Raw genomic sequence first — 24,271 nt, forward strand, 5'->3', positions numbered from 1 at the left:
GGCGCGCCCTTCGGCTCGGGGCGGGGAAACGCGTCGGGAGGCCAGGCCGTGAGCGTGCTACTGACCACCACCTGTGCCGTCCCGGCGGCCGGCGCGGTGCTGACCGCCGCCCTGCCCGCCGGGTCGAACGCGGCCCGGCGGCGCACCATCAAGACCGTCGCGCTGGCCGTGTCGGGGGTGACCCTGGTGCTGGCCGCCCTGGTGGCGCTGCGCTTCGACCCGCACGGCGCCCGGTTCCAGCTGACCGAGTCGTACAGCTGGATCCGCTCCTTCGGCATCACCTTCTCGCTCGGCGTGGACGGCATCGGCGCGGTGCTGGCCCTGCTGACGGCCGTCCTGGTGCCGATGGTGATGCTGGCCTCCTGGCACGACGCGGACCCGGCCGCCCCGGGCCCCGACGGCAGCTTCGAGAACAAACGGCGCACCCAGGCCTTCTTCGCCCTGATCCTGGCGGTGGAGGCGATGGTGGTGGTGTCCTTCTACGCCACCGACGTCTTCCTGTTCTACGTGTTCTTCGAAGCCATGCTGATCCCGATGTACTTCCTGATCGGCGGCTTCGGCGACCGGGCCGCCGGCCCGGACTCGGCGCGCCAGCGCTCCTACGCGGCCGTCAAGTTCCTGCTGTACAACCTGCTCGGCGGCCTGGTGATGCTGGCCGCGGTGATCGGGCTGTACGTGATCGCCCAGGAGCAGGGCTTCGGCACCTTCGACCTGCCGACCCTCACCGGGGCGATCGCCGACGGCAGCCTCAAGCTGTCCGGGACGGCGCAGAACGCGCTGTTCCTCGGCTTCTTCTTCGCCTTCGCGGTGAAGGCCCCGCTGTGGCCGCTGCACACCTGGCTGCCGAACGCGATGGGCGAGGCGACGGCCGGCACCGCGGTGCTGATCACCGCGGTGGTGGACAAGGTCGGCACCTTCGCGATGCTGCGCTTCTGCCTCGGGCTGTTCCCGGACGCCTCGAAGACCTTCGCTCCGGCGATCCTGGTGCTGTCGCTGGTCGGGATCGTCTACGGCGCGCTGCTGGCGGTCGGCCAGAAGGACATCAAGCGGCTGGTCGCCTACGCCTCGATCTCGCACTTCGGCTTCATCATCATGGGCGTCTTCGCGATGACCAGCCAGGGGCAGAGCGGCGCGACCCTCTACATGGTCAACCACGGCCTCTCCACCGCCGCGTGGATGCTGGTGGCCGGCTTCCTGATCTCGCGCCGCGGCTCGCGGCTGATCGCCGACTACGGCGGCGTGCAGAAGGTCGCCCCGGTGCTCGCCGGAACCTTCCTGATCGGCAGCCTGGCGACCCTGTCGCTGCCGGGGCTGGCCCCGTTCGTCAGCGAGTTCCTGGTGCTGGTGGGCACCTTCACCCGCTACCCGGCGATCGGCGTCGTCGCCACCCTCGGCATCGTGCTGGCCGCGCTGTACGCGCTGCTGCTGTACCAGCGCACCATGACCGGCCCGGTGAAGGAGGGCGTGCGCGCGATGCCCGACCTCAAGGTCCGGGAACTGGCCGTGGTGGCACCGCTGGTGGCGCTGACGATCCTGCTCGGGGTGTACCCGAAGCCGCTCACCGACCTGGTGAACCCCTCGGTGGACGCGACGCTCTCGCAGGTCCACCGGACCGACCCGGCGCCGGCCCACCCGGTCGCCGCCACCTCAGGAGGTGGGCAGAAGTGAGTGCCACCGCAGTGCTCGCCGCCGTCGGCGGCAACACCCCCGGCATCCCGGCGCCGCACATCGAGTACGGCCAACTCTCCCCGATGCTGGTGGTCTTCGGGGCCGCCGTGGCGGGCGTCCTGGTCGAGGCCTTCGTCCCGCGCCGGCTGCGGCACTGGACCCAGGTGTCGCTGGCGCTGGTCGCGCTGGCCGGCGCGTTCGCCGCCGTGGTGGTGCTGGCGACGCAGGGCCACGGCGCGCCGCGGGTCGACCTGCTGGCCATGGAGTCGGTCGCCCTGGACGGCCCGGCGCTGTTCCTCCAGGGCGTGATCCTGCTGGTCGCCGTCGTCGCGGTGCTCACCTACGCGGAGCGCAGGCTGGAGCCCAAGGCCGGCGGCCTGCCCGCCGACGCCTTCGCCGCCCAGGCGTCCGCCACCCCGGGCGGGGAGCAGGAGCGGGACGCGGTCCGGGCCGGCTTCGCGACCACCGAGGTCTTCCCGCTGACCCTGTTCGCGGTCGGCGGCATGCTGCTCTTCCCGGCCGCCAACGACCTGCTGACCATGTTCGTGGCGCTGGAGGTCTTCTCCCTCCCGCTGTACCTGCTGTGCGCGCTGGCCCGGCGCCGCCGGCTGCTGTCCCAGGAGGCGGCGGTCAAGTACTTCCTGCTGGGCGCGTTCGCCTCGGCGTTCTTCCTGTTCGGCACCGCGCTGCTGTACGGCTACGCGGGCAGCGTCAAGCTCGGCGACATCGCGGACGTCATCTCCGGCAAGGCGATGACCACCCCGGCGCAGCTGAGCAGCACCCAGAGCGACGCGCTGCTGCTGACCGGCCTGGCGCTGCTGGCGGTGGGCCTGCTGTTCAAGGTGGGCGCGGTGCCGTTCCACTCCTGGACCCCGGACGTCTACCAGGGCGCGCCGACCCCGGTGACCGGCTTCATGGCCGCGGCCACCAAGGTCGCCGCGTTCGGGGCGTTCCTGCGGCTGTTCTACGTGGCCTTCCCGGGCCTGCGGCTGGACTGGCGGCCGGTGCTGTGGGGCGTGGCGATCCTGACCATGGTGGTCGGCGCGGTGCTGGCGGTGACCCAGCAGGACGTCAAGCGGCTGCTGGCGTACTCCTCGATCGCGCACGCCGGGTTCATCCTGACCGGGGTGATCGCGGTCAACAAGCAGGGCCTGTCCTCGGTGCTGTTCTACCTGGCGGCGTACTCCTTCGTGACGCTGGGGGCCTTCGCCGTGGTCACCCTGGTGCGCGACTCCAAGGGGGAGGCGACCCACCTGTCCAGCTGGGCGGGGCTGGGGCGGCGCTCGCCGCTGGTGGCGGCGGTCTTCGCGCTGTTCCTGCTGGCCTTCGCCGGGATCCCGCTGACCTCCGGTTTCACCGGGAAGTTCGCGGTGTTCCAGGCGGCGGCGGCCGGCGGGGCGACGCCGCTGGTGATCGTGGGTGTGCTGAGTTCGGCGGTGGCCGCGTTCTTCTACATCCGGGTGATCGTGCTGATGTTCTTCTCCGACCCGCAGCCGGGCGGTCCGACGGTGGCGATCCCGAGCGCCTTCACGGCGACCGCGATCGGGGTGGGGGTGCTGGTCACGCTGGGTCTGGGCCTGCTGCCGCAGTACTTCCTGGACCTCGCGTCCAAGGCCTCGCTGTTCGCGTACTGACCGTAGCCGGTCGGTTTGTTCGGAGATCGGCCCGGATCCGCGGGCCGATCTCCGGTCTTTGTTTCCCGATGAATTCGCCCCCACCGCCGCTGCGTCCGCACAGGCCTCCTGACCAGGGCTTCCGGCGCGGTCATGACGGGATCCGCACGCCCGTGCAGTGATCCACTCGCGACCGGATACCCTGCCTGTATGGCCAGCGGCGGCACTCAGGGACCAGGCCGCTAGATCGACCAGGGACAGAGGAGTGGTCTTCGTGACCGTCGTGGGACCCTTCGGGCTCAGCGTGCAGGACCGCGACCTGACCCGGGACGTCCAGGCCGGACTGGACGCGGTGGAGGCGGCGCTCTCCGAGGCCGTCAAGAGCGACGTCCCCTTCATCACCGTCACCGCCTCCCACCTGATCGAGGCCGGCGGCAAGCGCTTCCGCCCGCTGCTCCTGCTGCTGGCCGCCCAGTTCGGCGACCCGGGGGCGCCCGGGGTGGTGCCGGCTGCGGTGGTCGTCGAGCTGACCCACCTGGCCACGCTGTACCACGACGACGTGATGGACGAGGCCCCGGTGCGCCGCGGCGCGGAGAGCGCCAACTCCCGCTGGGACAACTCGGTGGCCATCCTCACCGGCGACTTCCTGTTCTCCCGCGCCTCCCAGGTGCTGGCCGACCTCGGCCCGGAGGCGGTCCGGATGCAGGCCGAGGCCTTCGAGCGGCTGGTGACCGGCCAGATCCTGGAGACCCGCGGCCCCGGCCCGGAGGCCGACCGGCTGCTGCACTACCTGGACGTGCTGGCCGGCAAGACCGGATCGCTGATCGCCGTCTCCTGCCGGATAGGAGCGCTGATGGCCGGCGCCCCGCCCGCACTGGTGGACACCCTCGGCGAGTTCGGCGAGCGGATCGGCATCGCCTTCCAGCTCGCCGACGACGTCCTGGACGTCGCCAGCGACGGCCACGAGTCCGGCAAGACCCCCGGCACCGACCTGCGCGAGGGCGTGCCGACCCTGCCGACCCTGCTGCTGGAGCAGATGCCGGCCGACCCGGACGACCCGGCCGACACCCGGCTGCGCGAACTGCTCGACGGGGACCTCTCGGACGACGACCTGCACGCCGAGGCGCTGCGCCTGCTGCGCGCCCACCCCGCCCTGGAGCGCGCCCGCCGGGAGACCCTGCGGCACTCCGAGGAGGCCCGGGCGCTGCTGGCCCCGCTGCCGGACTGCGCGGCGAAGGCCGCCCTGGACGGGCTGTGCGACGCGGTGGCCATCCGCACCATGTGAGCGTCCCCGGGCGGATCCGACCCCGAGCCCGTGCGGGCGCGGGCGGATGGGGGAGACTGACACCCGTCAGCTCACGCCTGCCCGGAAGGTCGCCATGCGCCGCGTCGTCATCGCCGAGGACTCCGTACTGCTCCGGGAAGGCCTGACCAGGCTGCTCACCGACCGCGGCCTGGAGGTCGTGGCGGGGGTCGGGGACGGTGCGGCCCTGGTGAAGACGATCCACGACCTGGCGGCGGCCGACGCCCTGCCGGACGTGGTGGTCTCGGACGTGCGGATGCCCCCGACCCACACCGACGAGGGCCTGCGCGCCTGCGTGGAGCTGCGCGGGCGCTACCCGCAGCTGGGCGTGCTGGTGCTGTCGCAGTTCGTGGAGGAGCGCTACGCCTCCGAGCTGCTGGCCGGGTCGACCCGGGGCGTCGGCTACCTGTTGAAGGACCGGGTCGCCGAGGTGCGCGAGTTCGCGGACGCGGTGGTGCGGGTCGCCGAGGGCGGCACCGCGCTGGACCCGGAGGTGGTGCAGCAGCTGCTCAGCCGCAGCCGCAAGGGCGACGTCCTGGCCAATCTCACGCCGCGCGAGCGCGAGGTGCTCGGTCTGATGGCCGAGGGGCGCACCAACGCCGCCGTGGCCAAGCAGCTGGTGGTGTCCGACGGGGCGGTGGAGAAGCACGTCAGCAACATCTTCCTCAAGCTGGGGCTGGCGCAGAGCGCGGAGGACCACCGCCGGGTGCTCGCGGTGCTGACCTACCTCAACTCCTAGCCGGGAGCCGCCCGGGGCCGTTCGGGGCTGCCAGGGGCTGTTCGGGCCGTCCGGGGTTTGTTCGGGGGCTGTTCGGGGCGCCCGCCGCGGGGCGGCTGCTCCGTACCCGGAATGATCTCCGGCGGCCGGGCGTTGTCCTTGGGTGCGGTACCGGCGTGGGCGGGGGAAATTCCTGCGGGAGTTCCAACCGGGCCCGAGGTCGCGCGCATAGGATGCGAGCGGTGCACCAAGCGGACGGGGCACGGGGCCGCGCTCGCGGTGGTGCGTCCACGAGGAGGTCCGCGGCAGTGACCAGTCAGGTCGATCAGTCGGAGGCAGTGGACGGATCGGGCGGCGACGAGGGTCGTACCGGCAGTGGTGACGGACGCCCCGGAGCGGCCGGACCAGCCGGCCCGCACGCCCCGGGCGGTCCACCGGAGAGGCGCCCCAAGCCCGTTCGCAGACTCGACCGGGTGATCATCCGCTTTGCGGGGGACTCCGGCGACGGCATGCAGCTCACCGGGGACCGGTTCACCTCGGAGACGGCCGCGTTCGGCAACGACCTCTCCACGCTGCCGAACTTCCCGGCCGAGATCCGGGCCCCCGCCGGCACCCTGCCGGGCGTCTCGTCCTTCCAACTGCACTTCGCCGACCACGACATCCTCACCCCGGGCGACGCCCCGAACGTGCTGGTGGCGATGAACCCGGCGGCCCTGAAGGCGAACCTGCCGGACCTGCCGCGCGGCGCGGAGATCATCGTCAACACCGACGAGTTCACCAAGCGCGCGCTGGCCAAGGTCGGTTACGCCGCGGACCCGCTCGGCGACGACTCGCTGGACGCCTTCCACCTGCACCGGGTCCCGCTCACCACGCTGACCCTGGAGGCGCTCAAGGACAGCGGGCTGGCCCGCAAGGACGCCGAGCGGGCGAAGAACATGTTCGCCCTGGGCCTGCTGTCCTGGATGTACCACCGGCCCACCCACGGCACCGAGTCCTTCCTGCGCGCCAAGTTCGCCAAGAAGCCGCAGATCGCCGAGGCCAACATCAGCGCGTTCCGGGCGGGCTGGAACTTCGGCGAGACCACCGAGTCCTTCGCGGTCTCCTACGAGGTGCCGCCGGCCAAGCTCCCGGCCGGGCGCTACCGCAACATCTCCGGCAACCTGGCGCTGTCCTACGGGCTGATCGCCGCCGGGCAGCGCTCCGGGCTGCCGCTCTACCTGGGCTCGTACCCGATCACCCCGGCCTCGGACATCCTGCACGAGCTGAGCCGGCACAAGAACTTCGGGGTGCGCACCTTCCAGGCCGAGGACGAGATCGCCGGCATCGGCGCCGCGCTCGGCGCGGCCTTCGGCGGGGCGCTCGGCGTGACCACCACCTCCGGGCCGGGCGTGGCGCTCAAGTCGGAGACGATCGGCCTGGCGGTCTCGCTGGAACTGCCGCTGCTGGTGGTGGACATCCAGCGCGGCGGCCCGTCCACCGGCCTGCCGACCAAGACCGAGCAGGCGGACCTGCTGCAGGCGATGTTCGGCCGCAACGGCGAGGCGCCGGTGCCGATCGTCGCCCCGGCCACGCCCGCCGAGTGCTTCGACGCGGCGCTGGAGGCGGCCCGGATCGCGGTGACCTACCGCACCCCGGTGTTCCTGCTCTCGGACGGCTACCTGGCGAACGGCTCGGAGCCCTGGCGGATCCCGGAGGTCGACGAACTGCCGGAGATCGACCCGAAGTTCGCGACCGGCCCGAACCGCGAGGACGGCGCCTTCTGGCCGTACCTGCGGGACCAGCACACCCTGGCCCGCCCCTGGGCGGTGCCCGGCACGGCCGGCCTGGAGCACCGGATCGGCGGCATCGAGAAGCAGGACGGCACCGGGAACATCTCCTACGACCCGGCCAACCACGACCTGATGGTCCGCACCCGGCAGGCCAAGGTCGACGGGATCACCGTCAAGCCGGTGGAGGTCGACGACCCGACCGGCGACGCCCGGGTGCTGGTGCTCGGCTGGGGTTCGACCTACGGCCCGATCACCGCGGCGGTGCGCCGGGTGCGCGCGGACGGCGGCGAGGTCGCCCAGGCGCACCTGCGCAACCTCAACCCGTTCCCGGCCAACCTGGGCTCGGTGCTGCGCAGTTACGAGAAGGTCATCGTGCCCGAGATGAACCTGGGCCAGCTCGCGCTGCTGCTGCGGGCGAAGTACCTGGTGGACGCCGAGTCCTACAACCAGGTGCGCGGACTGCCGTTCAAGGCGGCGCAGTTGGCGGACGTGCTGTGGGCGGCGATCGGCACCCTGGACGAGGAGGACCACCGATGAGCGAGCACGCGTTCCCGTCCTTGAAGCTGGTGCCCAAGGCCGACGGGCCGCAGAGCGCCCGGGACTTCAAGACCGACCAGGAGGTGCGCTGGTGCCCGGGCTGCGGGGACTACGCGGTCCTGGCCGCGGTGCAGTCCTTCATGCCGGAGCTCGGCATCAGGCGGGAGAACACGGTCTTCGTCTCCGGCATCGGCTGCTCCTCGCGCTTCCCGTACTACATGAACACCTACGGGGTGCACTCGATCCACGGCCGGGCGCCGGCGATCGCGACCGGGCTGGCCTCCTCCCGGCGGGACCTCAGCGTGTGGGTGGTGACCGGGGACGGCGACGCGCTGTCGATCGGCGGCAACCACCTGATCCACGCCCTGCGGCGCAACGTCAACCTCAAGATCCTGCTGTTCAACAACCGGATCTACGGCCTCACCAAGGGCCAGTACTCGCCGACCAGCGAGCTCGGCAAGATCACCAAGTCGACCCCGATGGGCTCGCTGGACGCGCCGTTCAACCCGCTGTCGCTGGCGATCGGCGCCGAGGCCTCCTTCGTCGCCCGCACCATCGACTCGGACCGCCAGCACCTGCAGTCGGTGCTGCGGGCGGCGGCCGAGCACGAGGGCACGGCGCTGGTGGAGATCTACCAGAACTGCAACATCTTCAACGACGGCGCCTTCGAGGTGCTCAAGGACGCCGGCACCCGGGACGAGGCGCTGATCCGGCTGGAGCACGGGCAGCCGATCCGCTTCGGCGCGGACGGGGCCAACGGCGTCTTCCGGGGCGCGGACGGCGAGTTGTCCACCGCCCCGGTGACGCCGGAGAACGAGGCGCGGGTGCTGGTGCACGACGCCCACGCGGCCGGCCCGACCGGCGCCTTCGCGCTCTCCCGGATCGCCGACGCGGACACCCTGCACCACACGCCGATCGGCGTGCTGCGCGACGTCCGGCGCCCGGTCTACGACGAGCTGATGGACAGCCAGCTGGCCACCGCCGTCGCCCACCGCGGGCCGGGCGACCTGGCGGCCCTGCTGGCGGGCGGCGACGCCTGGACGGTGGACTGACCACCCCGCCCGGTCCCGTCCCGCCGCGACGCGACGCGTGGGCGCCCCCGTCCCCTTCCGGGACGGGGGCGCCCACGCGTTCACGGCTACGGCCGGGCCCACTCCACCAGCTCGATCGGGACCCCGTTCGGGTCGGTGACCTGGAAGAGCTTCTCGCCCCACGGCTCCTCGCGCAGCGGCAGGGTGATCTCGACCCCCTCGCCGCGCAGCCGCGCCTCCTCCGCCGCGACGTCCTCGACGGTGAACGCCAGGATCACCCCGTCCGCGGTCCGGTGCCGCTGCTCCTCGGGCAGCACCTCCAGCCCGCGCCGCAGGTAGACGACGCCGACCCCGCCGCCGGGGTGGCCGAGCGAGACGAAGCCGTCGGCGGACATCAGCTCGGTGTAGCCGAAGTGCCGCTGGAGGAAGGCGGCGGAGGGGGTGGTGTCCTCGACGGTCAGGGAGACGACGGTGCTGGTGATCTGCATGCGGAGCCCTCTCGTCACTGCGCACGGTTATCCCGTACGCAGTACACTATACACAGTACGGAGAATCACGCCAGGAGTCGGCCAGGAGTCGGCCAAGGGTCGGCCAGGGAAAGCGCCGAGGGAGGCCCCGGCGGGGACCTCCCTCGTGCGGTGCCGCGGTTCGCGTCAGAAGACGCAGGGGATGCCGCCGTCGGACGTGGCGTCGACGCCGGGGCCCTGCATCGGCAGGTTGGCGGCCGGGTCGCCGGTGGGGGCGGGGCCGCCGGGGGCGGCGGACTTGTCGTCGGCGCCGGTGAAGGCGGTGCCGAGGGTGACCACCACGTGGTCGGCGGCGGCGGTGGCGGACTCGGTGGCGGTCACGCCGTAGCGGGCGGCGACCTGGTCGGCGGCCTCCTTGGCGCCCTTGCCGTAGGTCACCGTGGTGGTCTTCGGCTTGCTGCGGGCCGGGCCGGTGGTGCCCTCCTTGAAGCCCATCGCGACCAGGGCCTTGGCCTCGGCGGAGGAGGAGACCCCGGCGGCGGTGGAGGCGTTGTACACGTCGACGGTGGCCGGGGAGGCCGCCTTGGCCGGGGCGGTCGCGCTCGGCGAGGGGCTGGCCGGGGCCTCGGTGGTGGGGGCGTCGGTGGCGCCGCCCGCCGGGGCGGCCGCGTCGGCGTAGCCGAACAGCTGCTTGACCACCTTCTGGATCTTCGAGGGGGTGACCAGGTTGACGTCCTGGCCGTTCCTGGTGCCGAAGCCGTCGAAGGTCAGGGTGTTGAACTCGACGTTGCCGCCGGTCAGCGCCGGGGCCTGCTGGGCGAAGTCCAGGACGTTCCACTCGTTGTCGATCACCAGGTCCTTCTGGACGACGCCGAACAGGTCCTTGAGCTTGCCGAGGTCGCTGATGATGCCGTCCTGCTTGAGCTTGTGCACGACGGAGGAGATGAAGGCCTGCTGGCGGTGGGTGCGGGCGAAGTCGCCGGTGTTGCCCTTGCCGTCGTCCAGGTTGTGGCGCTGGCGGACGAAGGCCAGCGCCTGGGAGGCGTTGAGGGTGTTGATGCCCTTCTTGAAGTCGGCGCCGGAGCCCTGGCCCTCCATCGCCGGGTCCTTGGTGTCGTGGGTCAGGCAGACCTGGATCGGCTCCACGGCCTTGGCGATGTCGTAGAAGCCCATCAGGTTGACCTCGGCGATGTGGTCCACCGGCTGGTTCACGAAGGTCTGGACGGTGCGGATGGTGGCCGCGCGGCCGGCGTCGCGGCCGGCCTTCTCCAGGTCGGCGCCCTTGAGGCCCTTGGCCTTCGGGCTCCGGTCGAAGGCGTCCTTGGCGTTGCCGTACGCCTCCTTGATCTTGTGCATGCCCTGCTGGGAGCCGTCGCCGTTGTAGGTCATGACGTAGTCGTCGCGCGGGATGGAGACCGCCTGCACCTTGCCGCCGCCGGCCGGTATGTGCAGCAGGATCAGGGAGTTGGTGTTGTAGCCGCCGATGTCCGAGCTGTGCCCGGCGTGCAGTTCGTCCTGGACGAACTGCGGGGGCAGGTCGGAGCCGTCCATGGCCTTGCGGCTGTCCAGGCCGATCAGCAGCAGGTTGACCGAGTTGTCCAGGTGCTTGGGGGCGTCCTTCTTGGTCTCCGCGATCGCGTTGGACGTGGTCATCCCGTCGGTCAGCGACGTGTACTCGTACCAGACCACCCCGCTGGCCGCGAACACCGCGAAGCCCACCGTGGTGGCGACCACCCGGCCGGCGATCAGCAGCGGGGAGTTGCGGCGCCCCGCCGCCGGGGCCGCCGCGGCCCTGCGGTCGGCGGCCCGGCCGCCCCCCGGCCGTTCCCGTTCCCGCTCGTGCTCACGCTCGTCAGCCATGCTGCCTCCTCCGGTCCAGGACCACCCGGGCCACGATCACCAGCAGGGCCGCCACGGCGGCCTGCGCCATCACCGGGAAACCGTGCACCACCCACTTCGCGGCGCCGGTGGCCAGGGCCTTGCCCCGGTACGTGTCGCCGTTCGCCGCCAGTTCGGCCGCGGCCGTCACGCCGAGCACCACCAGCGGGGAGGCGGCGACCACCCACCACCAGCCGCGGCGGGTGCTGAGCCCGGCCGCGACGCCGGTGCCGAGCACCGCGCACACCGCGAAGGCCAGGCCCATGCCCGGACCGGAGAGCTCGTCGACCACCGCGCCGACCAGCGGCAGCCCGAGGGCCGCCACCGCGGGCAGTGCGGGCCCGCCGGAGAAGGGACGGGTGGGGCCCGCGGGCCGGCTCGTCGTCCGCCGTCGCGAACCCTGGTCGGACGAACGTCCTCGCTGCCCCGCCACTCACTCACCCCCGGGTGTTCCCGTGCTTCGCGCGCCACGTCGGCGCTGCGCCGGGTCTGCCGTGGTAGAGCGGTTGCGGCGCTGCCAGTACGGGACGCTGGTGTTCGGCCGGCCGGTTCCCGTTCTCGGTTTCCCGCTGCTGCTCGGGGGCAGGCCCGTTTTCGGATTTGCTCTACAGAGGTGTAGAGATCGTACGCAGCATAGAGCACGCCTGTTCGGTGGCAAGTCCGCTCGTGAACGGGCCAGCAGACACTACACCGGGCAGTTTCTGAGACGGTCGGCGGGGCGCCGACGGAGAAGGAGAAGGTCGTGGCGACCACGGGCGCAGCGGGACGGCCGGAGAAGCGCAGGGCGATCACCGGGGCCGCGACCACGGTGTTCGGGCGGGAGGGGTACGTCCGGGCCAGCATGGACGCGATCGCGGCCGAGGCCGGGGTGTCCAAGCGCACGGTCTACAACCACTTCGCCGACAAGGAGACCCTCTTCCTGTCGGTGGCACTGCAGAACTCGGCGGAACTGGCCGAGCGGATGCGGGAGTTGCTGGCGGAGCACCTGGACGGGGCGGTGGACGTGCGGCGCGCCCTCACCGCCTTCGCGGTGGAACGGGCGAACGCGGCGCCGGCCGCGGGTGAGCTCGGGGCGCTCGGCCGGGCGATCCGGGCCGAGGTGGCCAACATCCCGGCGGACGTCCTGGAGGCCTGGCTGGAGACCGGCCCGGCGGCGGCCCAGCGCGCCCTCGCGCAGTGCCTGGCGGAGCTCGGCGGGCGCGGGCTGCTGGCGGTCCCGGACCCGGTGCTCGCGGCCGAGCGGTTCACGTTGCTGACCTTCCACGGCGTGGCCGAGCGCTCCTTCTGGGGCGCCCTGCCGGTGGCCGAGGAGGAGGTCCGGCGGACGGCGGAGTCCGGGGTGGACGCCTTCCTGCGGATCCACGGCGGGCCGGCCGCGGGCTGAGCGCGGGCCGGCCACGGCCGACCGGTGGGCGTGCCGGTGGGCGTGCCGGTGGGCGGGGCGGCCCGGAGCCGCCCCGCCCACCGGGTCGTCGGAGGTGCACCGGCGGTCGCCGCCGGTCACCGTCGACGGGTCACTTCCAGTTGACGCCCTTGCCCAGGGTGTACGGCTCGCCCCAGTACTCGGCGCCCGACACCTTGGTGGCCGTCGGGGCCAGCGCCAGCACGCAGGAGGTGATCGACTGCCCGTTGGTGAAGCCCTTCGGGAAGGACGGGTGCGGGCACTTGTCGAAGCTGCCGATCAGCATCACCTCGGCGGCCTCCGAGCCGTCCGGCAGGGTGCCCTTCACCTGGGTCAGGCTGGAGAAGGACAGGTCGGTGCTGCCGGTGTTGGTGACCTTGAAGCGGATGTAGTACGGCACCATGCCCGCGGCCTTGTCGCCGAGCTTGAGCGAGGTGAGGTCGGCCGGGTCGCCCTTGTCGATCGAGGTGACCGCGAGCGCGACGGTGCCCTTGGTGCTGCCCGAGCTGAACGGGATGGTCGCCGCGTCGCCGAGCTTCACCGTGGTGCCGGGCGCCGCCGTCGCACCGGCCTGGGCCGGGGCGCCGCCGGTGGTCCCGCCGGTAGCCGCACCGCCGGTGCCGCCGGTCGGCGCGGCCGCCGAGGCGGAGGCCGCCGGGGTGGTCGGCGCGGCGGACGGCGTGGCCGGGGCCTGGGTGGCCGGCGGGGTGGTGGCGCTGTCGGACGACGCGGCGTCGTCGTTGCAGGCGGTCATGGTGAGCGCGCCGACCACGGCCAGGCCGGCCAGGGCCATGGTGCGACTGTTGCGGATGGTCTTCATGTGAGGTCCCCCGTGCATGCGGACCGCCGTGTCGGCGGTTCTCCTGAGGGACGTTCATAGCGCAGTGGGGAAGCAGAACGCCATTCCTCGCCGCCGTCTTGACGCCGCCGTGACGAGTCCCACGCGGGTTCGTGACAAGGGATGCCGAGTCGTGATCAGTGGTACCCGAACCGCCTGCCACCTCGGTCGATCCGGTGCCGTGCGATTCTGTTCGCCATGCGTACGGATGCCGTGACGATGATCGGCCAGGCCCGCCGGCCGGCGGCCGGCCCGGAGTCGGGGGCGGCGCCGCTGGACGGCCACCGGCGGGCCGGCGGCGCTCAACGCGCCGTCAGCACCAGTTCGTTGTAGGTGGTGACGGCGGTGAAGCCGAGCTGCCGGTAGAGGTGGATCGCCGGGGCGTTGTCGGTGCGGACGTTGAGGCCCAGGTGGTCGGTGGTCGGGGCGAGCCGGCGGGTCAGTGCGGTGACGCAGGCGCGGGCGAGGCCGCGGCCGCGCGCGTCGGGGTGGGTGACGACGTTGCCGAGCACGGCGACCCGGTGGGCGGGGGAGTGCACGTGCACCCCGGCGGCGGCCAGCAGCCGCCCCCGCTCGCGGACGCCGACGTAGCCGCCGCCGGCGAGCAGCCGCGGGTCGAACCAGGACTCGGGGTAGCCCGCGGCCAGCAGGGCGCGCAGGTCGCCCTGGTCGGACGGGGTCAACGGCCGGGCGCGGTGGCCGGGTTCGGCGGGGAGCAGCCCGTGGTCCGGGAGGATCATCCGCAGCAGCGGGGTGCGCCGCTCGGTGGTGTAGTCGGGGGCGAGGGCCCGCTCGGCGCCGTCCGGGAGCCCGGCCGTGAAGCGGCGCGGCAGGAAGGGGCGCAGCGCGCCGAGCAGGTCCTCCAGGGCGGGGACGGCGGCGGGCCGGGCGAAGGCGAGCAGCACCGGGGTGTCGCCGCCGCTGTAGAGCAGGGCGACCGGCCCGTGGTCGGGATCGGCGGTGTACCAGGCGGTGTTGGGCCAGAGGGTGTCGTCGAGGTCGCCGAGTTCGAACAGGTGCAGCGCGGGGTCGGTGCGGAACCGTTCGGCGAGGGCGGTGCGGTCGTGCAGGCTGATGAGGGGCACGTGACCGAGGATAGGCCCGTTCCGCCGGCCGCCTCCGGCCGGCGGAACGGGCCCCGTGGGGTGCCTACTTGTGCCAGCGCTGGGCCGGGTCGGCGGCGTTGCAGGAGGTCACCGAGGTGTACTGGGCGATGCCGTTGCCCTTGAGGCACTGCCCGGTGGCGACGTTGCGGATCAGGTACCAGCCGCGGTCCTCGTCGGTCAGCCGCCACTTCTGGTTGGCGCCCATCCCGGGGCCGTTCTGCTGGTTGAGGCCGTCCCAGCCGCCGGGGGTGTCCCAGAGCTGGACGGCGCCGGTGCCGTGCGAGTCGAGGTCGAGCACCTTGCCGCTGCCGCCGTGCGAGATGGCGGTGGTGCCGTCGCAGTAGTCCCAGAACGTCCAGGTCTGGGCGGGGGACTGGTTGGCGGTGTAGGTGCCGACCCGCGTGCCGTTGGTCTCGTTGTCGGACGGCAGGTCGAGGGCGCCGGCGGAGCCGTTGAAGACGTTGACGGTGGCGCTGACGGACGGCCCGAGGTCGCAGGGCCCGGGCGTGGCCGCCTGGGCGGCGGGGGCGGCGACCAGGACGGTGGTGGCCAGGGCCGCGGCGGCGCCGAGGCCGGCGAGCAGGCGGCGGGTGGGGGTGGTCATGGCGGTTCTCCTTCGGGTGGGGTGCGGTGGGTGTTACTGCGTCACTGCGGTGTGCGGTCGGCCGTCAGACCTGGCCGAGGGTCAGCACGTGGCGGCCCGGGGCGCCGGAGCGGCCGGGGGCGAAGCCGGTGCCGAGGTGGTCGAAGCGCGGGTCGAGCACGGCGTCGCGGTGCCGGGGGCTGTTCATCCACAGCTGGACGGCCCGGGGCACGCTGTCGGCCGGGGCGATGAGCTCGGCGGCGAAGCGGAACGCGAAGCCGGCCGCCCGGATCCGGCGCCAGGGCGTGCTGCCGTCGGTGCCGTCCTGCTGGAGGAGGTCGTGCGCGGCGAGGTCGGCGGCGTGGCGCTGGGCGGCGGCGTCCAGCCGTCCGTCCGGGGTGAGCGGCCGGGCGCCGGCGTGGACCCGCCGGAAGTTGACGGAGGTCAGCAGCTCGGTGCGGAAGTCGACGCCCGGTCCGGTCGGGTCGGCTGCCGCGGGGGTCAGGACCCGGCCGCCGTGCACGAGCGTGGTCATGGGTCGCGCCTCTCCTCGGGGTGTCGCCCCGGGGCGGCGGGTGCCGCGGTCCGGGGCCGGATGAGGAGTACGGTCCCGGACCGCGGTAGACAGGCGGTCAACGCGCGTAGCGGATGATCATTCCAACTCGGCGAGCATCGCGCCGACCTGGGCCGCGTCCTCGTCGAGGCCGATCCGCCGGTAGCCGTCCAGGGCGTCGGCGAGGCAGGCCCGGGCCTGGCGCGGGCGGCCGAGGCCGGTGAGCGCGGTGCCGAGGGTGCGCAGCAGGGCGGCCTCCAGGGCGGCGCTGGTGCGGCGGGCCTGCGGCAGGACGGCTTCGGCGAGGTCGGCGGCGAGCAGCCGGCGTCCGGCTTCCAGGTGGATGCGGGCGGCGAGGTCCCCGGCGGCGGCCTCGAACACGGTGACCTGGAGGGTGGCGAACTCGTCCCGGGCGCCGAGCGCGTGGGTGAGGGCGGCCTCCGGGTCTCCGCACAGCCGCAGCACCCGGGCGAGGTAGTAGCGGCCGATGGCGGCGGACACCGGCCCGGAGTCGCTCATCAGGCGGGCGCTGCGTTCGGCGGCGTCCCGCGCCTCGGCGAGGCGCCCGGTGTGGGCGGCGCTGAACGCGAACTCGCCGAGCGCGCTGCCTTCGGCCCGTCGGGCGCCGAGGCGGTGGAACAGTTCGGCGGCGCGGCCGGCGTGTTCGGCGGCTTCGGCGTAGCGGCCCTGGATCCGGGCGTTGCTGCCGAGGTTGATCAGGGCTTTGGCGAGCACCGGTTCGGTTTGGACGTCCTGTTCGGCGAGGGCGACGGCCCGTCGGATCTCGGCCTCGGACTCGGCGTAGCGGTTGATGTGCCAGAGCATGGTGCCGCGCAGGTAGCGGGCGAGGGCGAGCGGGCCGGATTCGCCGCGGGCCCCGGCCTCCCGGGCGATGAGTGCGGCGAGGTCGCCGAGGATGCCGGTCTGGGTGCGTTCGGCGAGTACGGCGCCCATCCGGTCGGCGAGTTCGGCGGCGCGGTCGAGCGGCAGGGCCGGGTCGGCGCAGTTGAGCACGATGGCGGCGGCGTGCACTTCGGCCTGGTCGCGCATCCAGCGCACCGCCTCGGCGCCGTCGGTGATCGGGCGGCCGGTCGCGGACACGGAGGCGCCGAGCAGGCTGAGTTCGGCGGGCTCGGCCTTGCGGGCGGCCAGGTCGGCGTTGCGGGCGGTGGCCAGGCAGAAGTCGGTGAGCCGGCCGACGGCGGCGGTGTGTTCGGCGGGGTGCTCCTCGGCGGCGAGCCGGCCGCGGGCGTAGTCGCGGACGAGGTCGTGGAAGCCGTAGCGGCCGAAGCGGGGTGAGTGCAGCAGGTTGAGGTCGACGAGGGTTTCGAGGAGTTGGTCGGCCTCGTCCTCGGTGCGGCCGAGCAGGGCGGCGGCGCAGGGCAGCGGCAGGTCCGGGGCTTCGGGCAGGGAGAGCAGGCGGAAGGCGCGGGCGAGTTCCGGGTCGAGGCGGTGGTAGGAGAGGGCGAAGGTGGCTTCCACGGTCCGTTCGCCGTCGCTGAGTTCGGCCAGCCGGTGTTCGTGGCGCAGTCCTTCGGCGAGGCCGGCGAGGGTGAGCGCGGGGTCGGTGGCGAGCCGGGAGGCGGCGATGCGGACGGCCAGCGGCAGCAGCCCGCAGGCCAGGACGACCTCTTCGGCGGCTTCCGGTTCGGCGGTGACGCGTTCGGTGCCGACGATCCGGGTGAGCAGGGCCAGCGCCTCGGCGGGCGGCATGGTGTCCAGGCGCAGGTGGTGGGCTCCGGCGAGTCCGGTGAGCCGCCGTCGGCTGGTGATGAGGACGGCGCAGCCGGCCGCGCCGGGCAGGAGGGGTTCGACGTGGTCGAGGGTGGCGGCGTTGTCGAGGACGACGAGGACGCGCCGCCCGGCCAGGGCCGAACGGTAGAGGGCGCTGCGTTCGCCGGTGTCGGGCGGGATCTGGTCGGGGGCGATCCCGAGGGCGCGCAGGAAGGCGGCCAGGACGGTGCCCGGGTCGGGCGGGGTGCGGTCGGCGCCGCGCAGGTCGGCGAAGAGCTGCCCGTCGGGGAAGCGGGCGCGGACCTGCCGGGCGGTGTGCACGGCGAGGGTGGTCTTGCCGACGCCGCCCATGCCGTCCAGGGCGGAGACCACGACGGCCCGTCCGCCGGCGCCGGCGAGCTGGTCGGTGAGGGCCTCCACCTCCTCGGTGCGGCCGGTGAAGTCGGGCAGGCCGGAGGGGAGCTGGCCGGGGGCCTGCCAGGTGTCGGCGGCGGGCTCGGATTCGGTCTTCGGCGGCAGCAGGCCGGCGTCCTCGCGCAGGATGCGCAGCTGGAGTTCGGCGGGTCCGTGGTCGTCGGGGGGCAGGGACGGGCGGGCGTCCTCGTAGACGGCGAGTGCCTCGGCCTTGCGGCCCGCCTGGTAGAGGGCGCGCATCAGGACGGCGGTGAGCCGGGGCCGGCCGGGGTGCTCCAGGGCGAGCCCGGTGGCCTCGGCGGTCAGGTCGGTGCGGTCGCCGAGGTCGGCGTCCAGTTCGAGCTGGGTCTCCTTGGCCGAGATGCGCTGTTCGGCGAGGCGGGTGCGGACGGCTTCGGCGTGCGGTCCGGGGAGTCCGGCGAGGGCCTCGCCGGTCCACAGCCGTTGGGCGCGGTGCAGGACGTCCCGGACGTCCTGCGGGGGTGCGTCCGCCCGGCGCAGCCGTTCGGCCTCGGCCAGCAGGGCCTGCCACTCGTCGGCGTCGGTGGGCGTCGGCCTGAGGGCGTAGCCGTCCCCGACGCGTAGCAGCGGCAGGCGCTCGGGGGCGTCGCCGGTGTGCGGCTTGAGCGCGGCGCGCAGTCGGGAGACGGCGAGTTGGACGGCCTTGCGCGGGTCGGCGGGCGGGGTGCCGCCCCAGACGCCCTCGATCAGCACCGAGGTTGCCACCGTCCGCCCGCCGGCGCCCAGCAGTACGGCGAGCAGGGCGCGCTGCTGCGGGCGGCCGAGCTCCACCTCCTGGGCCCCGTACCAGGCCCGCAGCGGGCCGAGCAGCGCGCAGCGCAGCCCGGTTCCCCCCTTGTCCACCATGTCGTCCCGTCCCGATGAGTCGTCCCATGCCGGGATCACGCCACTTCCGTCCGGAGTGCGGCGCCCCCGTCTCCCGGCCTCGTATGCTCTGTTCACAGATTGTGCACCGGACGTCGGGATTCCGAGAGGTGGGGAGTGGAGCTCGAATTCCGCGTGCTGGGGTCCTTGCGAGCCCGGCGCGAGGGTCGCGAGGTCGACCTCGGCAGACCGCAGCAGCAGGCCGTGCTGGCGGCCCTGCTGCTGGCGCCCGGGCAGTTGGTGCCGACGGAGCGGCTGGTCGAGGGGGTGTGGGGGGAGGACGACACCCGCTGGCCGAAGGATCCGGTGGGGCAGATCGGCACCCATGTGCACCGGCTGCGCAGGGCGCTCGGCGCCCCCGAGCTGGTGGTGGCGGCGGCGGGCGGCTACCGGCTGGCGGTGCCGCGGGAGGCGGTGGACCTCTTCCGCCACGAGGCTGCGGTGGCGGAGGCCGTCGCGCTGCGTCACCAGGAGCCCGCGCGGGCGAGGGAGTTGCTGGGGCGGGCGCTGGACGCCTGGGCGGGTGACCGGGCGCTGGACGGCGTGCCGGGGGCGTTCGCCGAGCGGGCGCGGGAGCGGCTGGCGGCCGGGCGCTTCGCGGCGGTCAAGGCGCTGCTGGACCTGGACGTGGCCCTCGGCCGGTACGCCGACGCGGTGGAGCCGCTGGCCGCGCTGGCGGCCGGGCACCCGCAGGACGAGGAGGTGCACCGGCTGCACCTGCTGGCGCTGCACCGCTGCGGCCGCACGGAGGAGGCGCTGGCGGTGTACGAGGCGCTGCGGGAGCGGCTGGACCGCGAGCTGGGGCTGGAACCGGCCGCCGCCGTGGTGGAGTTGGTGGACCGGATCCGGCGCGGGGAGGCCTCGGTGTCGCTGCGGCGCCTGCCGCGGCCGAGCCAGCTGCCGTCCGACATCCCCGACCTGGTGGGGCGGGCCGGCCTGGCCCGGCGGGCGGAGCAGGCCCTGCGGGCGGACGGCGGGTCGCCGGTGGTCGGGCTGTCCGGTCCGGCCGGCAGCGGCAAGTCGGCGCTGGCGGTGCACGTCGCCCACGCCGTCCAGGACGCCTTCCCGGACGGGCAGTTGTACGCGAGCGGAGGAGAGCCGGGCACGGTCATGGCGGCCTTCCTGCGGGCCCTGGGGGAGCGGCCCGCAGGCTGTGCCCCTGTCGCGGAGCTGGTGGGGCGCTACCGCGCGGCACTGGCCGGACGGCGCGTCCTGGTGGTGCTCGACGGGGTGCCGGACCCCGCGCCGCTGCTGCCCGCGACCAGTGGGTGCGCGGCGGTGGTGACGGGGGCGGAACCGGGGGTGCTGTCCGGCGATGCGGTCCGGCTGACGGTGGGGGCGCTGGAACCGCACGACGCCCACGAGCTGCTGGCGCGGATCGTGGGCGTGGAGCGGATCGGCCGGGAGCCGGCCGCGGTCGCCGAGCTGGCCGAGATCTGCGGCCACCTGCCCGTCCTGCTGCGGACGGCGGCGACGCGGCTCGCGGCCCGGCCCTGGTGGTCGGTGGCGGACCTGGTCAGGTGGTTCACCGAACGGGGGTGAGGGCCGGGCGGCGGGGTGTTCCTAGTACGGGTCGGTGCTGCTGATGACCGCGTAGGAGAGACTGCGCGCGTTCGAGGTGTAGTCGACCTTGACGCCGCCGAAGCCCCAGACCTCCAGGGTGGCCCGGCCGCCGGGCGGCGTGAAGGAGTTGCTGGCCCAGCAGATGCGGTTGTCGCCGCCGTAGACGACGAAGTTGCCGTCGGTCTGCAGGGTCGCCCGGGCGCCGCAGCCCAAGCTGCCCGGCGCGGACCACTTGGCCTCGTACCTGTTGCTGGTCTTGTAGACGACGAGGTTGCCGTCCGTCTGGAGGATCAGCCGGGTGTAGCCGGTGTCGAAGTACTGGCCCTGGAGGAGCGTCACGGGCGCGTCCACGGTGATCCTGGGCGCCAAGTCGGGGTTGACGACGGTGTCCGCCGCCGCCGTCCCCGTCGCCGTCATCGTCCCGGCCACCGCCAGCGCGCCGGCCGCCACGACCATGGCCACGTGCCTCAGGTTCTTCTCGGTCTTCTGCATGTCCCCGCGTGCCCCTTCTCGGTCCTCCGCGCCCCGTGATCCCCCGGGGGCGCCGTGTCGAGAAGATCATGGCGCGGGGCGGTAGACAAGCGATGAACGCCCGCCCGCCGGGGTCGGCGGGCGGGGCTCGGGAGGTCGGTCAGCCGCCCGTCAGCAGCACTTCACCGGCTCGTTGGCGGTGATGCGGGTCGGCGAGGTGGGCGCCGTGGTGGCGCTGCCCGTGGTGGCGGCGAAGAGGAGCGTCGCGGTCAGGGCGAGGCCGCCGACGGCGGCGATGAGCGTCTTGCGCATGGTGAGGTCCCCCGTGGGTCGTGTGGTGAGGGGCAGAGTCAAGCGGCAGTGTCGGTGACCTGTCAACGGGCGGGAAGGGGGCGCCCGTCGAGGCGTCCACTCGGGCTGCGGCCCGGGGTCAGCGCAGGGTGTTGCCGGGGTCGTCCAGACACGTGCTGATCACCGCGGGCCGTGATGGTCAGCCCGAAGCGGGTCAGATCCGCCGGTGTGGAACCCTGAGTCGCATGGACGAGGTCGCGAGCCGCCTGCGCGGCGCCTGGGAGTGGTGGCACGCCGCCATCGAGGACTCCCAAGAAGGGCACTGGATCCGCACCGACTTCGAACGGGAGGTCGTGGACGACATCGCCGCCGTGACCGTCGGCGGCCCGGTGCCGTCCGGCGAACTGCCCTGGCGCGGCCGGCTGGCCCGCATGGCCGTGTGGGGCTCGGCCGTCCGGCTCGCCGCGAAGGCCGGGGGCTGGGAGCTGACGTCCGTCGTCGGGGTGGACCCGCCCCGGCCCGCGGGCATGGCCGAACTGCTCTCCGCCCTCTACGCCGTGGGGGAGCTGGGCGAGCTCTGGCTGATCCGCCTCAAGGAGGACGGCCCGCCGCCGGCGGTCCTCGCGGCGCGGGCGGAGGCCTTCCTCTTCGGGCCGGGCTCGGCCGAGGACCTCCGCCAGTTCTTCTACGACTGATCGATTCCCCGGAAGCTCCCGGAACGGGAAGTCGGCCCCGCCGACGTCCGGTGCGTGAATTCCCTGCCGCCCCAGCTGCAACCGAACACCCGTTTCCACCCGTTTCAGCAGGTGTGAAGCTCACCGGCACTCCGTTCTTCGTCCTCGCGCTGCTCCTCCTCCCGCTCTCCGTGGGCCTGCTGATGTACCTGTGGAACCGGGTGCGCGGCCCGCAGGCCCTGCGGTTCGGGTCGCGGCTGCTGATGGTGGCCTTCGCCCAGATCACGGCGGTGACGCTGGTGTTCGTGCTGGTGAACAACGACAACCAGCTGTACGGCAGCTGGGACGACCTGCTCGGCACCGGCAACCACGTGCGCGCCGTGCCCGTGCCGCCCCCGGCGGACGCCACGGCGGCCGCGAACGCGCCCGACCAGCCCAAGGTGGTGCAGCAGTTCGGGCCGGTGGACGACAACGCCGTGCCGAAGGACGTGAAGACGACCCAGCTCAAGGGCCGGGTGTCCGGGGTGGACGGCGAGGTGCTGGTCTGGACGCCGCCGCAGTACGACGACCCGGCCTACAAGGACAAGAAGTTCCCGGTGGTCGAGCTGCTCGCGGGCTTCCCCGGCTCGTCCAGCGCCTGGTTCGGCACCATGACCGCCTCCAAGCAGCTGGCGCCGCTGATGAAGTCCGGGCAGGTCGCGCCGTTCATCCTGGTCTCGCCGCGCGTCGTGCTGCTCGGCAGCCACGTCGACACCGGCTGCGCGGACGTGCCGGGCAAGGTCAACGCCGAGACCTGGTTCGCGCGTGACGTGCCGCAGATGGTGCTGGACAACTTCCGCGCCGAGCCCGGCCCCGAGCACTGGGGGGTGGCCGGCTACTCGGCGGGCGCGCACTGCGCCGTCCGGCTCGCCCTGGGGCACCCGAACCGCTTCCACGCGGCCGTCAGCATGTCCGGCTACAACGACCCGATGGGGGAGCCCGCCTCGCTGACCGCCAAGGACGGGCACCTGCGCGAGGTCTCCAACCCGGTCTACATGCTCCAGCACGCGCAGACGCCGCCCGACGTCGCCCTCTACGTGACGGGCAAGAAGGGCGACGGCTTCGAGGACGCCCTGGCGCTCCAGAAGAACGCCAAGGCGCCGACCACCGTCACCCCGGTGGAGGTCAACGGCCCGCACCTGACCTCCACCTGGCAGCCGCTGGTGCCGTCGGTGTTCACCTGGTTCACCCAGACCATCGGGAAGGGCTGAGGATCAACGGCTGAGGATCAAGGGCCGAGGAGCAGCAGCTGAGGACCAAGGGCCGAGGATCAACGCGGGGGCAGCTCGCAGCCGTCCGGCCCGCAGGCCTCGGCGTCGCCGGACGCGCCGACCTGGACCAGCGGAGCCGGCACCCGGCTCTCCCAGGCCTGCTCCAGCGCCATGGTGAAGGTCTCGGCGGGCTGGGCGCCGGACACCCCGAGCCGCCGGTCGAGGACGAAGAACGGCACGCCCGTCGCCCCCATCGCGCTCGCCGTCGCCTCGTCCTCGCGCACGGCGTCGGCGTAGGCCTCCGGGTCGGCCAGCACGGCGGCCGCGGCCTCGCCGTCCAGCCCGGCCCCGACGGCCAGCTCGACCAGCCGCCCGGGGTCGAAGGCGGAGCGCTCCTCGGCGAAGTTGGCCCGGTACAGCGCGTCCAGCAGTTCGGCCTGCCGGCCGTGCTCGGCGGCGAAGTGCAGCAGCCGGTGCATGTCGAAGGAGTTCGCGGCGTCCCGGCCCTCGTCCAGGTACGGCAGGCCCTCGCCGCGCGCGTTCTCGGCGATCCGGGCCTCGGCGGCCTCGGCCTGCTCCAGGCTCAGCCCGTACTTGGCGGCGAGCAGCGGGATGAGCGGGCGGGCCGCGCTCGGCGCGTCGGGGTCCAGCTCGAAGGAGCGGTGGACGACCTCCACCTCCTCGCGGTGCGGGAACGCCGCCAGGGCCCGTTCGAACCGGGCCTTGCCGATGTAGCACCACGGGCAGTTGATGTCGCTCCAGATCTCCACGCGCACGGCGCCGCACTCCTTTCGTCGCGCAGGCCTGTCCCGCGTCGATACCCGGGGGAACGTGCTCCTGGACCTGAATATTTCTCGTTCTGAAATATTCAGGTCCGGGGGTCGGCGACCGCCCGCTCGTAGCGGCTCATCCACAGGACCGGGACGTCCTCCCGCCGCTGCCCCGGCAGGCCGAGCCACCGGGCGTCGCCGCGGTGGGTGAAACCGCGGCGCTCGTAGTAGTCGCGCAGTGAGCGGTTGTGGGAGACGCAGTCCAGGCGCAGCGCGGCCGCGCCGCGTTCGCGGGCGCGGTCCTCGGCCCAGGCGAGGATCACCCCGCCCAGGCCGCGGGCCGACCGGCGGACGGCGAGCCGGTGCACGTAGCCGGCCGTGCCGCCGACGTCCGCCCACAGGTCGTCGGCCCAGTCCAGGGTGACCGTTCCGGCGGTCTTGTCGCCGACGTCCACCAGCCAGGTCTCGCCGCGTTCGATCGCCGCGGCCACCCAGGTGGGCGGGAAGCGGTCCGGCCACTGGCGGATGCCGCGACCGCCCAGCCAGCCGGCCGCCTCGTCCAGCACCTCCAGCACCTCGCCGGTGTCGGCCGGGGTGGCGGGCCGGAACGACACCCGGTCGCCGGCCCACTCGATCGGAGCGTTCGTCGTTGCCACAGTCCTACCGTCCTGCCGTTCGGGTGCGGAGGCCGATGCGGGATCCCCCGCCGTCCAGCGTTCCGGCTCCACCGGTTCTTCCGGCGCCTCCGGCGGC

Annotated in this window: 22 protein-coding genes; 10 read left to right on the top strand and 12 right to left on the bottom strand. The window is 73.6% G+C overall.

Annotated elements, in window-relative coordinates:
• Nucleotides 1–48: 48 nt before the first annotated feature.
• The 6 genes from ACFC1T_RS16580 (at nucleotide 49) to ACFC1T_RS16605 (ending at nucleotide 8,660) form a co-directional block, all read left to right on the top strand.
• Nucleotides 49–1,668, top strand: coding sequence for an NADH-quinone oxidoreductase subunit M (locus ACFC1T_RS16580; protein WP_375888992.1), 1,620 nt, complete (start codon nucleotides 49–51; stop codon nucleotides 1,666–1,668).
• Nucleotides 1,665–3,302, top strand: a complete 1,638-nt coding sequence (gene nuoN / locus ACFC1T_RS16585) for an NADH-quinone oxidoreductase subunit NuoN (protein WP_375888995.1) — start codon at nucleotides 1,665–1,667, stop codon at nucleotides 3,300–3,302. Before ACFC1T_RS16580 ends, nuoN begins: the two co-directional genes overlap by 4 nt.
• Before the next feature lie 253 nt (nucleotides 3,303–3,555).
• Nucleotides 3,556–4,566 carry a polyprenyl synthetase family protein gene (locus tag ACFC1T_RS16590; RefSeq protein ID WP_375888997.1) on the top strand — a complete coding sequence of 337 codons (1,011 nt, stop codon included), beginning with the start codon at nucleotides 3,556–3,558 and terminating at the stop codon, nucleotides 4,564–4,566.
• Between the two features lie 94 nt (nucleotides 4,567–4,660).
• The gene (locus ACFC1T_RS16595; protein WP_360244863.1) at nucleotides 4,661–5,323 is read left to right on the top strand and encodes a response regulator transcription factor; all 663 of its coding nucleotides are present in this window, start codon (nucleotides 4,661–4,663) and stop codon (nucleotides 5,321–5,323) included.
• 287 nt (nucleotides 5,324–5,610) lie between these two features.
• A complete protein-coding gene (locus ACFC1T_RS16600) occupies nucleotides 5,611–7,608 on the top strand; it encodes a 2-oxoacid:acceptor oxidoreductase subunit alpha (RefSeq protein ID WP_375889000.1) in 1,998 nt (665 codons plus the stop codon).
• A complete protein-coding gene (locus tag ACFC1T_RS16605) occupies nucleotides 7,605–8,660 on the top strand; it encodes a 2-oxoacid:ferredoxin oxidoreductase subunit beta (protein WP_375889002.1) in 1,056 nt (351 codons plus the stop codon). The genes ACFC1T_RS16600 and ACFC1T_RS16605 overlap by 4 nt, the downstream gene beginning before the upstream one ends.
• Nucleotides 8,661–8,746: 86 nt before the next feature.
• Here ACFC1T_RS16605 and ACFC1T_RS16610 read toward each other — a convergent pair whose 3' ends face one another.
• The 3 genes from ACFC1T_RS16610 to ACFC1T_RS16620 form a co-directional block, all read right to left on the bottom strand.
• Entirely contained in the window at nucleotides 8,747–9,127 is a 381-nt protein-coding gene (locus tag ACFC1T_RS16610) for a VOC family protein (RefSeq protein WP_375889004.1), read from the bottom strand.
• Nucleotides 9,128–9,292: 165 nt separating this feature from the next.
• Complete coding sequence (locus ACFC1T_RS16615; protein WP_375889007.1) at nucleotides 9,293–10,966, bottom strand: LCP family protein; 1,674 nt, start codon at nucleotides 10,964–10,966, stop codon at nucleotides 9,293–9,295.
• Nucleotides 10,959–11,309, bottom strand: coding sequence for a DUF6542 domain-containing protein (locus ACFC1T_RS16620; RefSeq protein WP_375889009.1), 351 nt, complete (start codon nucleotides 11,307–11,309; stop codon nucleotides 10,959–10,961). Before ACFC1T_RS16620 ends, ACFC1T_RS16615 begins: the two co-directional genes overlap by 8 nt.
• A 417-nt stretch (nucleotides 11,310–11,726) precedes the next feature.
• Here ACFC1T_RS16620 and ACFC1T_RS16625 point away from each other — a divergent pair, with 417 nt between their 5' ends.
• The gene (locus ACFC1T_RS16625) at nucleotides 11,727–12,368 is read left to right on the top strand and encodes a TetR/AcrR family transcriptional regulator (protein WP_375889011.1); all 642 of its coding nucleotides are present in this window, start codon (nucleotides 11,727–11,729) and stop codon (nucleotides 12,366–12,368) included.
• 130 nt (nucleotides 12,369–12,498) lie between these two features.
• Here ACFC1T_RS16625 and ACFC1T_RS16630 read toward each other — a convergent pair whose 3' ends face one another.
• The 5 genes from ACFC1T_RS16630 to ACFC1T_RS16650 form a co-directional block, all read right to left on the bottom strand.
• On the bottom strand, nucleotides 12,499–13,206 hold the full coding sequence (locus tag ACFC1T_RS16630; RefSeq protein WP_375889014.1) for a hypothetical protein: 708 nt from the start codon (nucleotides 13,204–13,206) through the stop codon (nucleotides 12,499–12,501).
• Nucleotides 13,207–13,526: 320 nt separating this feature from the next.
• Nucleotides 13,527–14,309, bottom strand: a complete 783-nt coding sequence (locus ACFC1T_RS16635; protein WP_375889017.1) for a GNAT family N-acetyltransferase — start codon at nucleotides 14,307–14,309, stop codon at nucleotides 13,527–13,529.
• Nucleotides 14,310–14,373: 64 nt separating this feature from the next.
• Nucleotides 14,374–14,934, bottom strand: a complete 561-nt coding sequence (locus ACFC1T_RS16640) for an RICIN domain-containing protein (protein ID WP_375889020.1) — start codon at nucleotides 14,932–14,934, stop codon at nucleotides 14,374–14,376.
• 64 nt (nucleotides 14,935–14,998) lie between these two features.
• On the bottom strand, nucleotides 14,999–15,448 hold the full coding sequence (locus ACFC1T_RS16645; RefSeq protein ID WP_375889021.1) for a CAP domain-containing protein: 450 nt from the start codon (nucleotides 15,446–15,448) through the stop codon (nucleotides 14,999–15,001).
• Between the two features lie 117 nt (nucleotides 15,449–15,565).
• Nucleotides 15,566–18,481: a BTAD domain-containing putative transcriptional regulator gene (locus ACFC1T_RS16650; RefSeq protein ID WP_375889022.1), complete on the bottom strand. Its 2,916-nt coding sequence runs from the start codon at nucleotides 18,479–18,481 to the stop codon at nucleotides 15,566–15,568.
• Between the two features lie 135 nt (nucleotides 18,482–18,616).
• Between ACFC1T_RS16650 and ACFC1T_RS16655 the strand changes: the two genes are divergently transcribed.
• Nucleotides 18,617–20,041: a BTAD domain-containing putative transcriptional regulator gene (locus ACFC1T_RS16655; RefSeq protein ID WP_375889024.1), complete on the top strand. Its 1,425-nt coding sequence runs from the start codon at nucleotides 18,617–18,619 to the stop codon at nucleotides 20,039–20,041.
• 21 nt (nucleotides 20,042–20,062) lie between these two features.
• Here the strand turns inward: ACFC1T_RS16655 and ACFC1T_RS16660 are convergent, their stop codons facing one another.
• Together ACFC1T_RS16660 and ACFC1T_RS16665 are read right to left on the bottom strand one after the other, a co-directional pair.
• Nucleotides 20,063–20,554 carry a hypothetical protein gene (locus ACFC1T_RS16660; protein WP_375889026.1) on the bottom strand — a complete coding sequence of 164 codons (492 nt, stop codon included), beginning with the start codon at nucleotides 20,552–20,554 and terminating at the stop codon, nucleotides 20,063–20,065.
• 150 nt (nucleotides 20,555–20,704) lie between these two features.
• Nucleotides 20,705–20,845, bottom strand: coding sequence for a hypothetical protein (locus ACFC1T_RS16665; protein ID WP_375889028.1), 141 nt, complete (start codon nucleotides 20,843–20,845; stop codon nucleotides 20,705–20,707).
• 224 nt (nucleotides 20,846–21,069) lie between these two features.
• Between ACFC1T_RS16665 and ACFC1T_RS16670 the strand changes: the two genes are divergently transcribed.
• The gene (locus ACFC1T_RS16670; protein WP_375889031.1) at nucleotides 21,070–21,519 is read left to right on the top strand and encodes a hypothetical protein; all 450 of its coding nucleotides are present in this window, start codon (nucleotides 21,070–21,072) and stop codon (nucleotides 21,517–21,519) included.
• 113 nt (nucleotides 21,520–21,632) lie between these two features.
• A complete protein-coding gene (locus ACFC1T_RS16675; protein ID WP_375889034.1) occupies nucleotides 21,633–22,748 on the top strand; it encodes an alpha/beta hydrolase in 1,116 nt (371 codons plus the stop codon).
• Between the two features lie 59 nt (nucleotides 22,749–22,807).
• Here ACFC1T_RS16675 and ACFC1T_RS16680 read toward each other — a convergent pair whose 3' ends face one another.
• Nucleotides 22,808–23,524: a DsbA family oxidoreductase gene (locus ACFC1T_RS16680; RefSeq protein ID WP_375889037.1), complete on the bottom strand. Its 717-nt coding sequence runs from the start codon at nucleotides 23,522–23,524 to the stop codon at nucleotides 22,808–22,810.
• A gap of 92 nt (nucleotides 23,525–23,616) precedes the next feature.
• On the bottom strand, nucleotides 23,617–24,246 hold the full coding sequence (locus ACFC1T_RS16685) for a GNAT family N-acetyltransferase (protein WP_375889207.1): 630 nt from the start codon (nucleotides 24,244–24,246) through the stop codon (nucleotides 23,617–23,619).
• Nucleotides 24,247–24,271 lie beyond the last annotated feature (25 nt).

This window comes from Kitasatospora sp. NPDC056076 (assembly GCF_042266305.1).
Lineage (GTDB): Bacteria > Actinomycetota > Actinomycetes > Streptomycetales > Streptomycetaceae > Kitasatospora.

Excerpts from the sequence above, each read along its gene's own strand:
- ACFC1T_RS16595 (WP_360244863.1), top strand. The coding sequence starts at position 4,661 with ATGCGCCGCGTCGTCATCGCCGAGGACTCCGTACTGCTCCGGGAAGGC.
- ACFC1T_RS16605 (WP_375889002.1), top strand. The coding sequence starts at position 7,605 with ATGAGCGAGCACGCGTTCCCGTCCTTGAAGCTGGTGCCCAAGGCCGAC.
- ACFC1T_RS16610 (WP_375889004.1), bottom strand. The coding sequence starts at position 9,127 with ATGCAGATCACCAGCACCGTCGTCTCCCTGACCGTCGAGGACACCACC.
- ACFC1T_RS16615 (WP_375889007.1), bottom strand. The coding sequence starts at position 10,966 with ATGGCTGACGAGCGTGAGCACGAGCGGGAACGGGAACGGCCGGGGGGC.
- ACFC1T_RS16630 (WP_375889014.1), bottom strand. The coding sequence starts at position 13,206 with ATGAAGACCATCCGCAACAGTCGCACCATGGCCCTGGCCGGCCTGGCC.
- ACFC1T_RS16640 (WP_375889020.1), bottom strand. The coding sequence starts at position 14,934 with ATGACCACCCCCACCCGCCGCCTGCTCGCCGGCCTCGGCGCCGCCGCG.
- ACFC1T_RS16645 (WP_375889021.1), bottom strand. The coding sequence starts at position 15,448 with ATGACCACGCTCGTGCACGGCGGCCGGGTCCTGACCCCCGCGGCAGCC.
- ACFC1T_RS16650 (WP_375889022.1), bottom strand. The coding sequence starts at position 18,481 with ATGGTGGACAAGGGGGGAACCGGGCTGCGCTGCGCGCTGCTCGGCCCG.
- ACFC1T_RS16660 (WP_375889026.1), bottom strand. The coding sequence starts at position 20,554 with ATGCAGAAGACCGAGAAGAACCTGAGGCACGTGGCCATGGTCGTGGCG.
- ACFC1T_RS16665 (WP_375889028.1), bottom strand. The coding sequence starts at position 20,845 with ATGCGCAAGACGCTCATCGCCGCCGTCGGCGGCCTCGCCCTGACCGCG.
- ACFC1T_RS16670 (WP_375889031.1), top strand. The coding sequence starts at position 21,070 with ATGGACGAGGTCGCGAGCCGCCTGCGCGGCGCCTGGGAGTGGTGGCAC.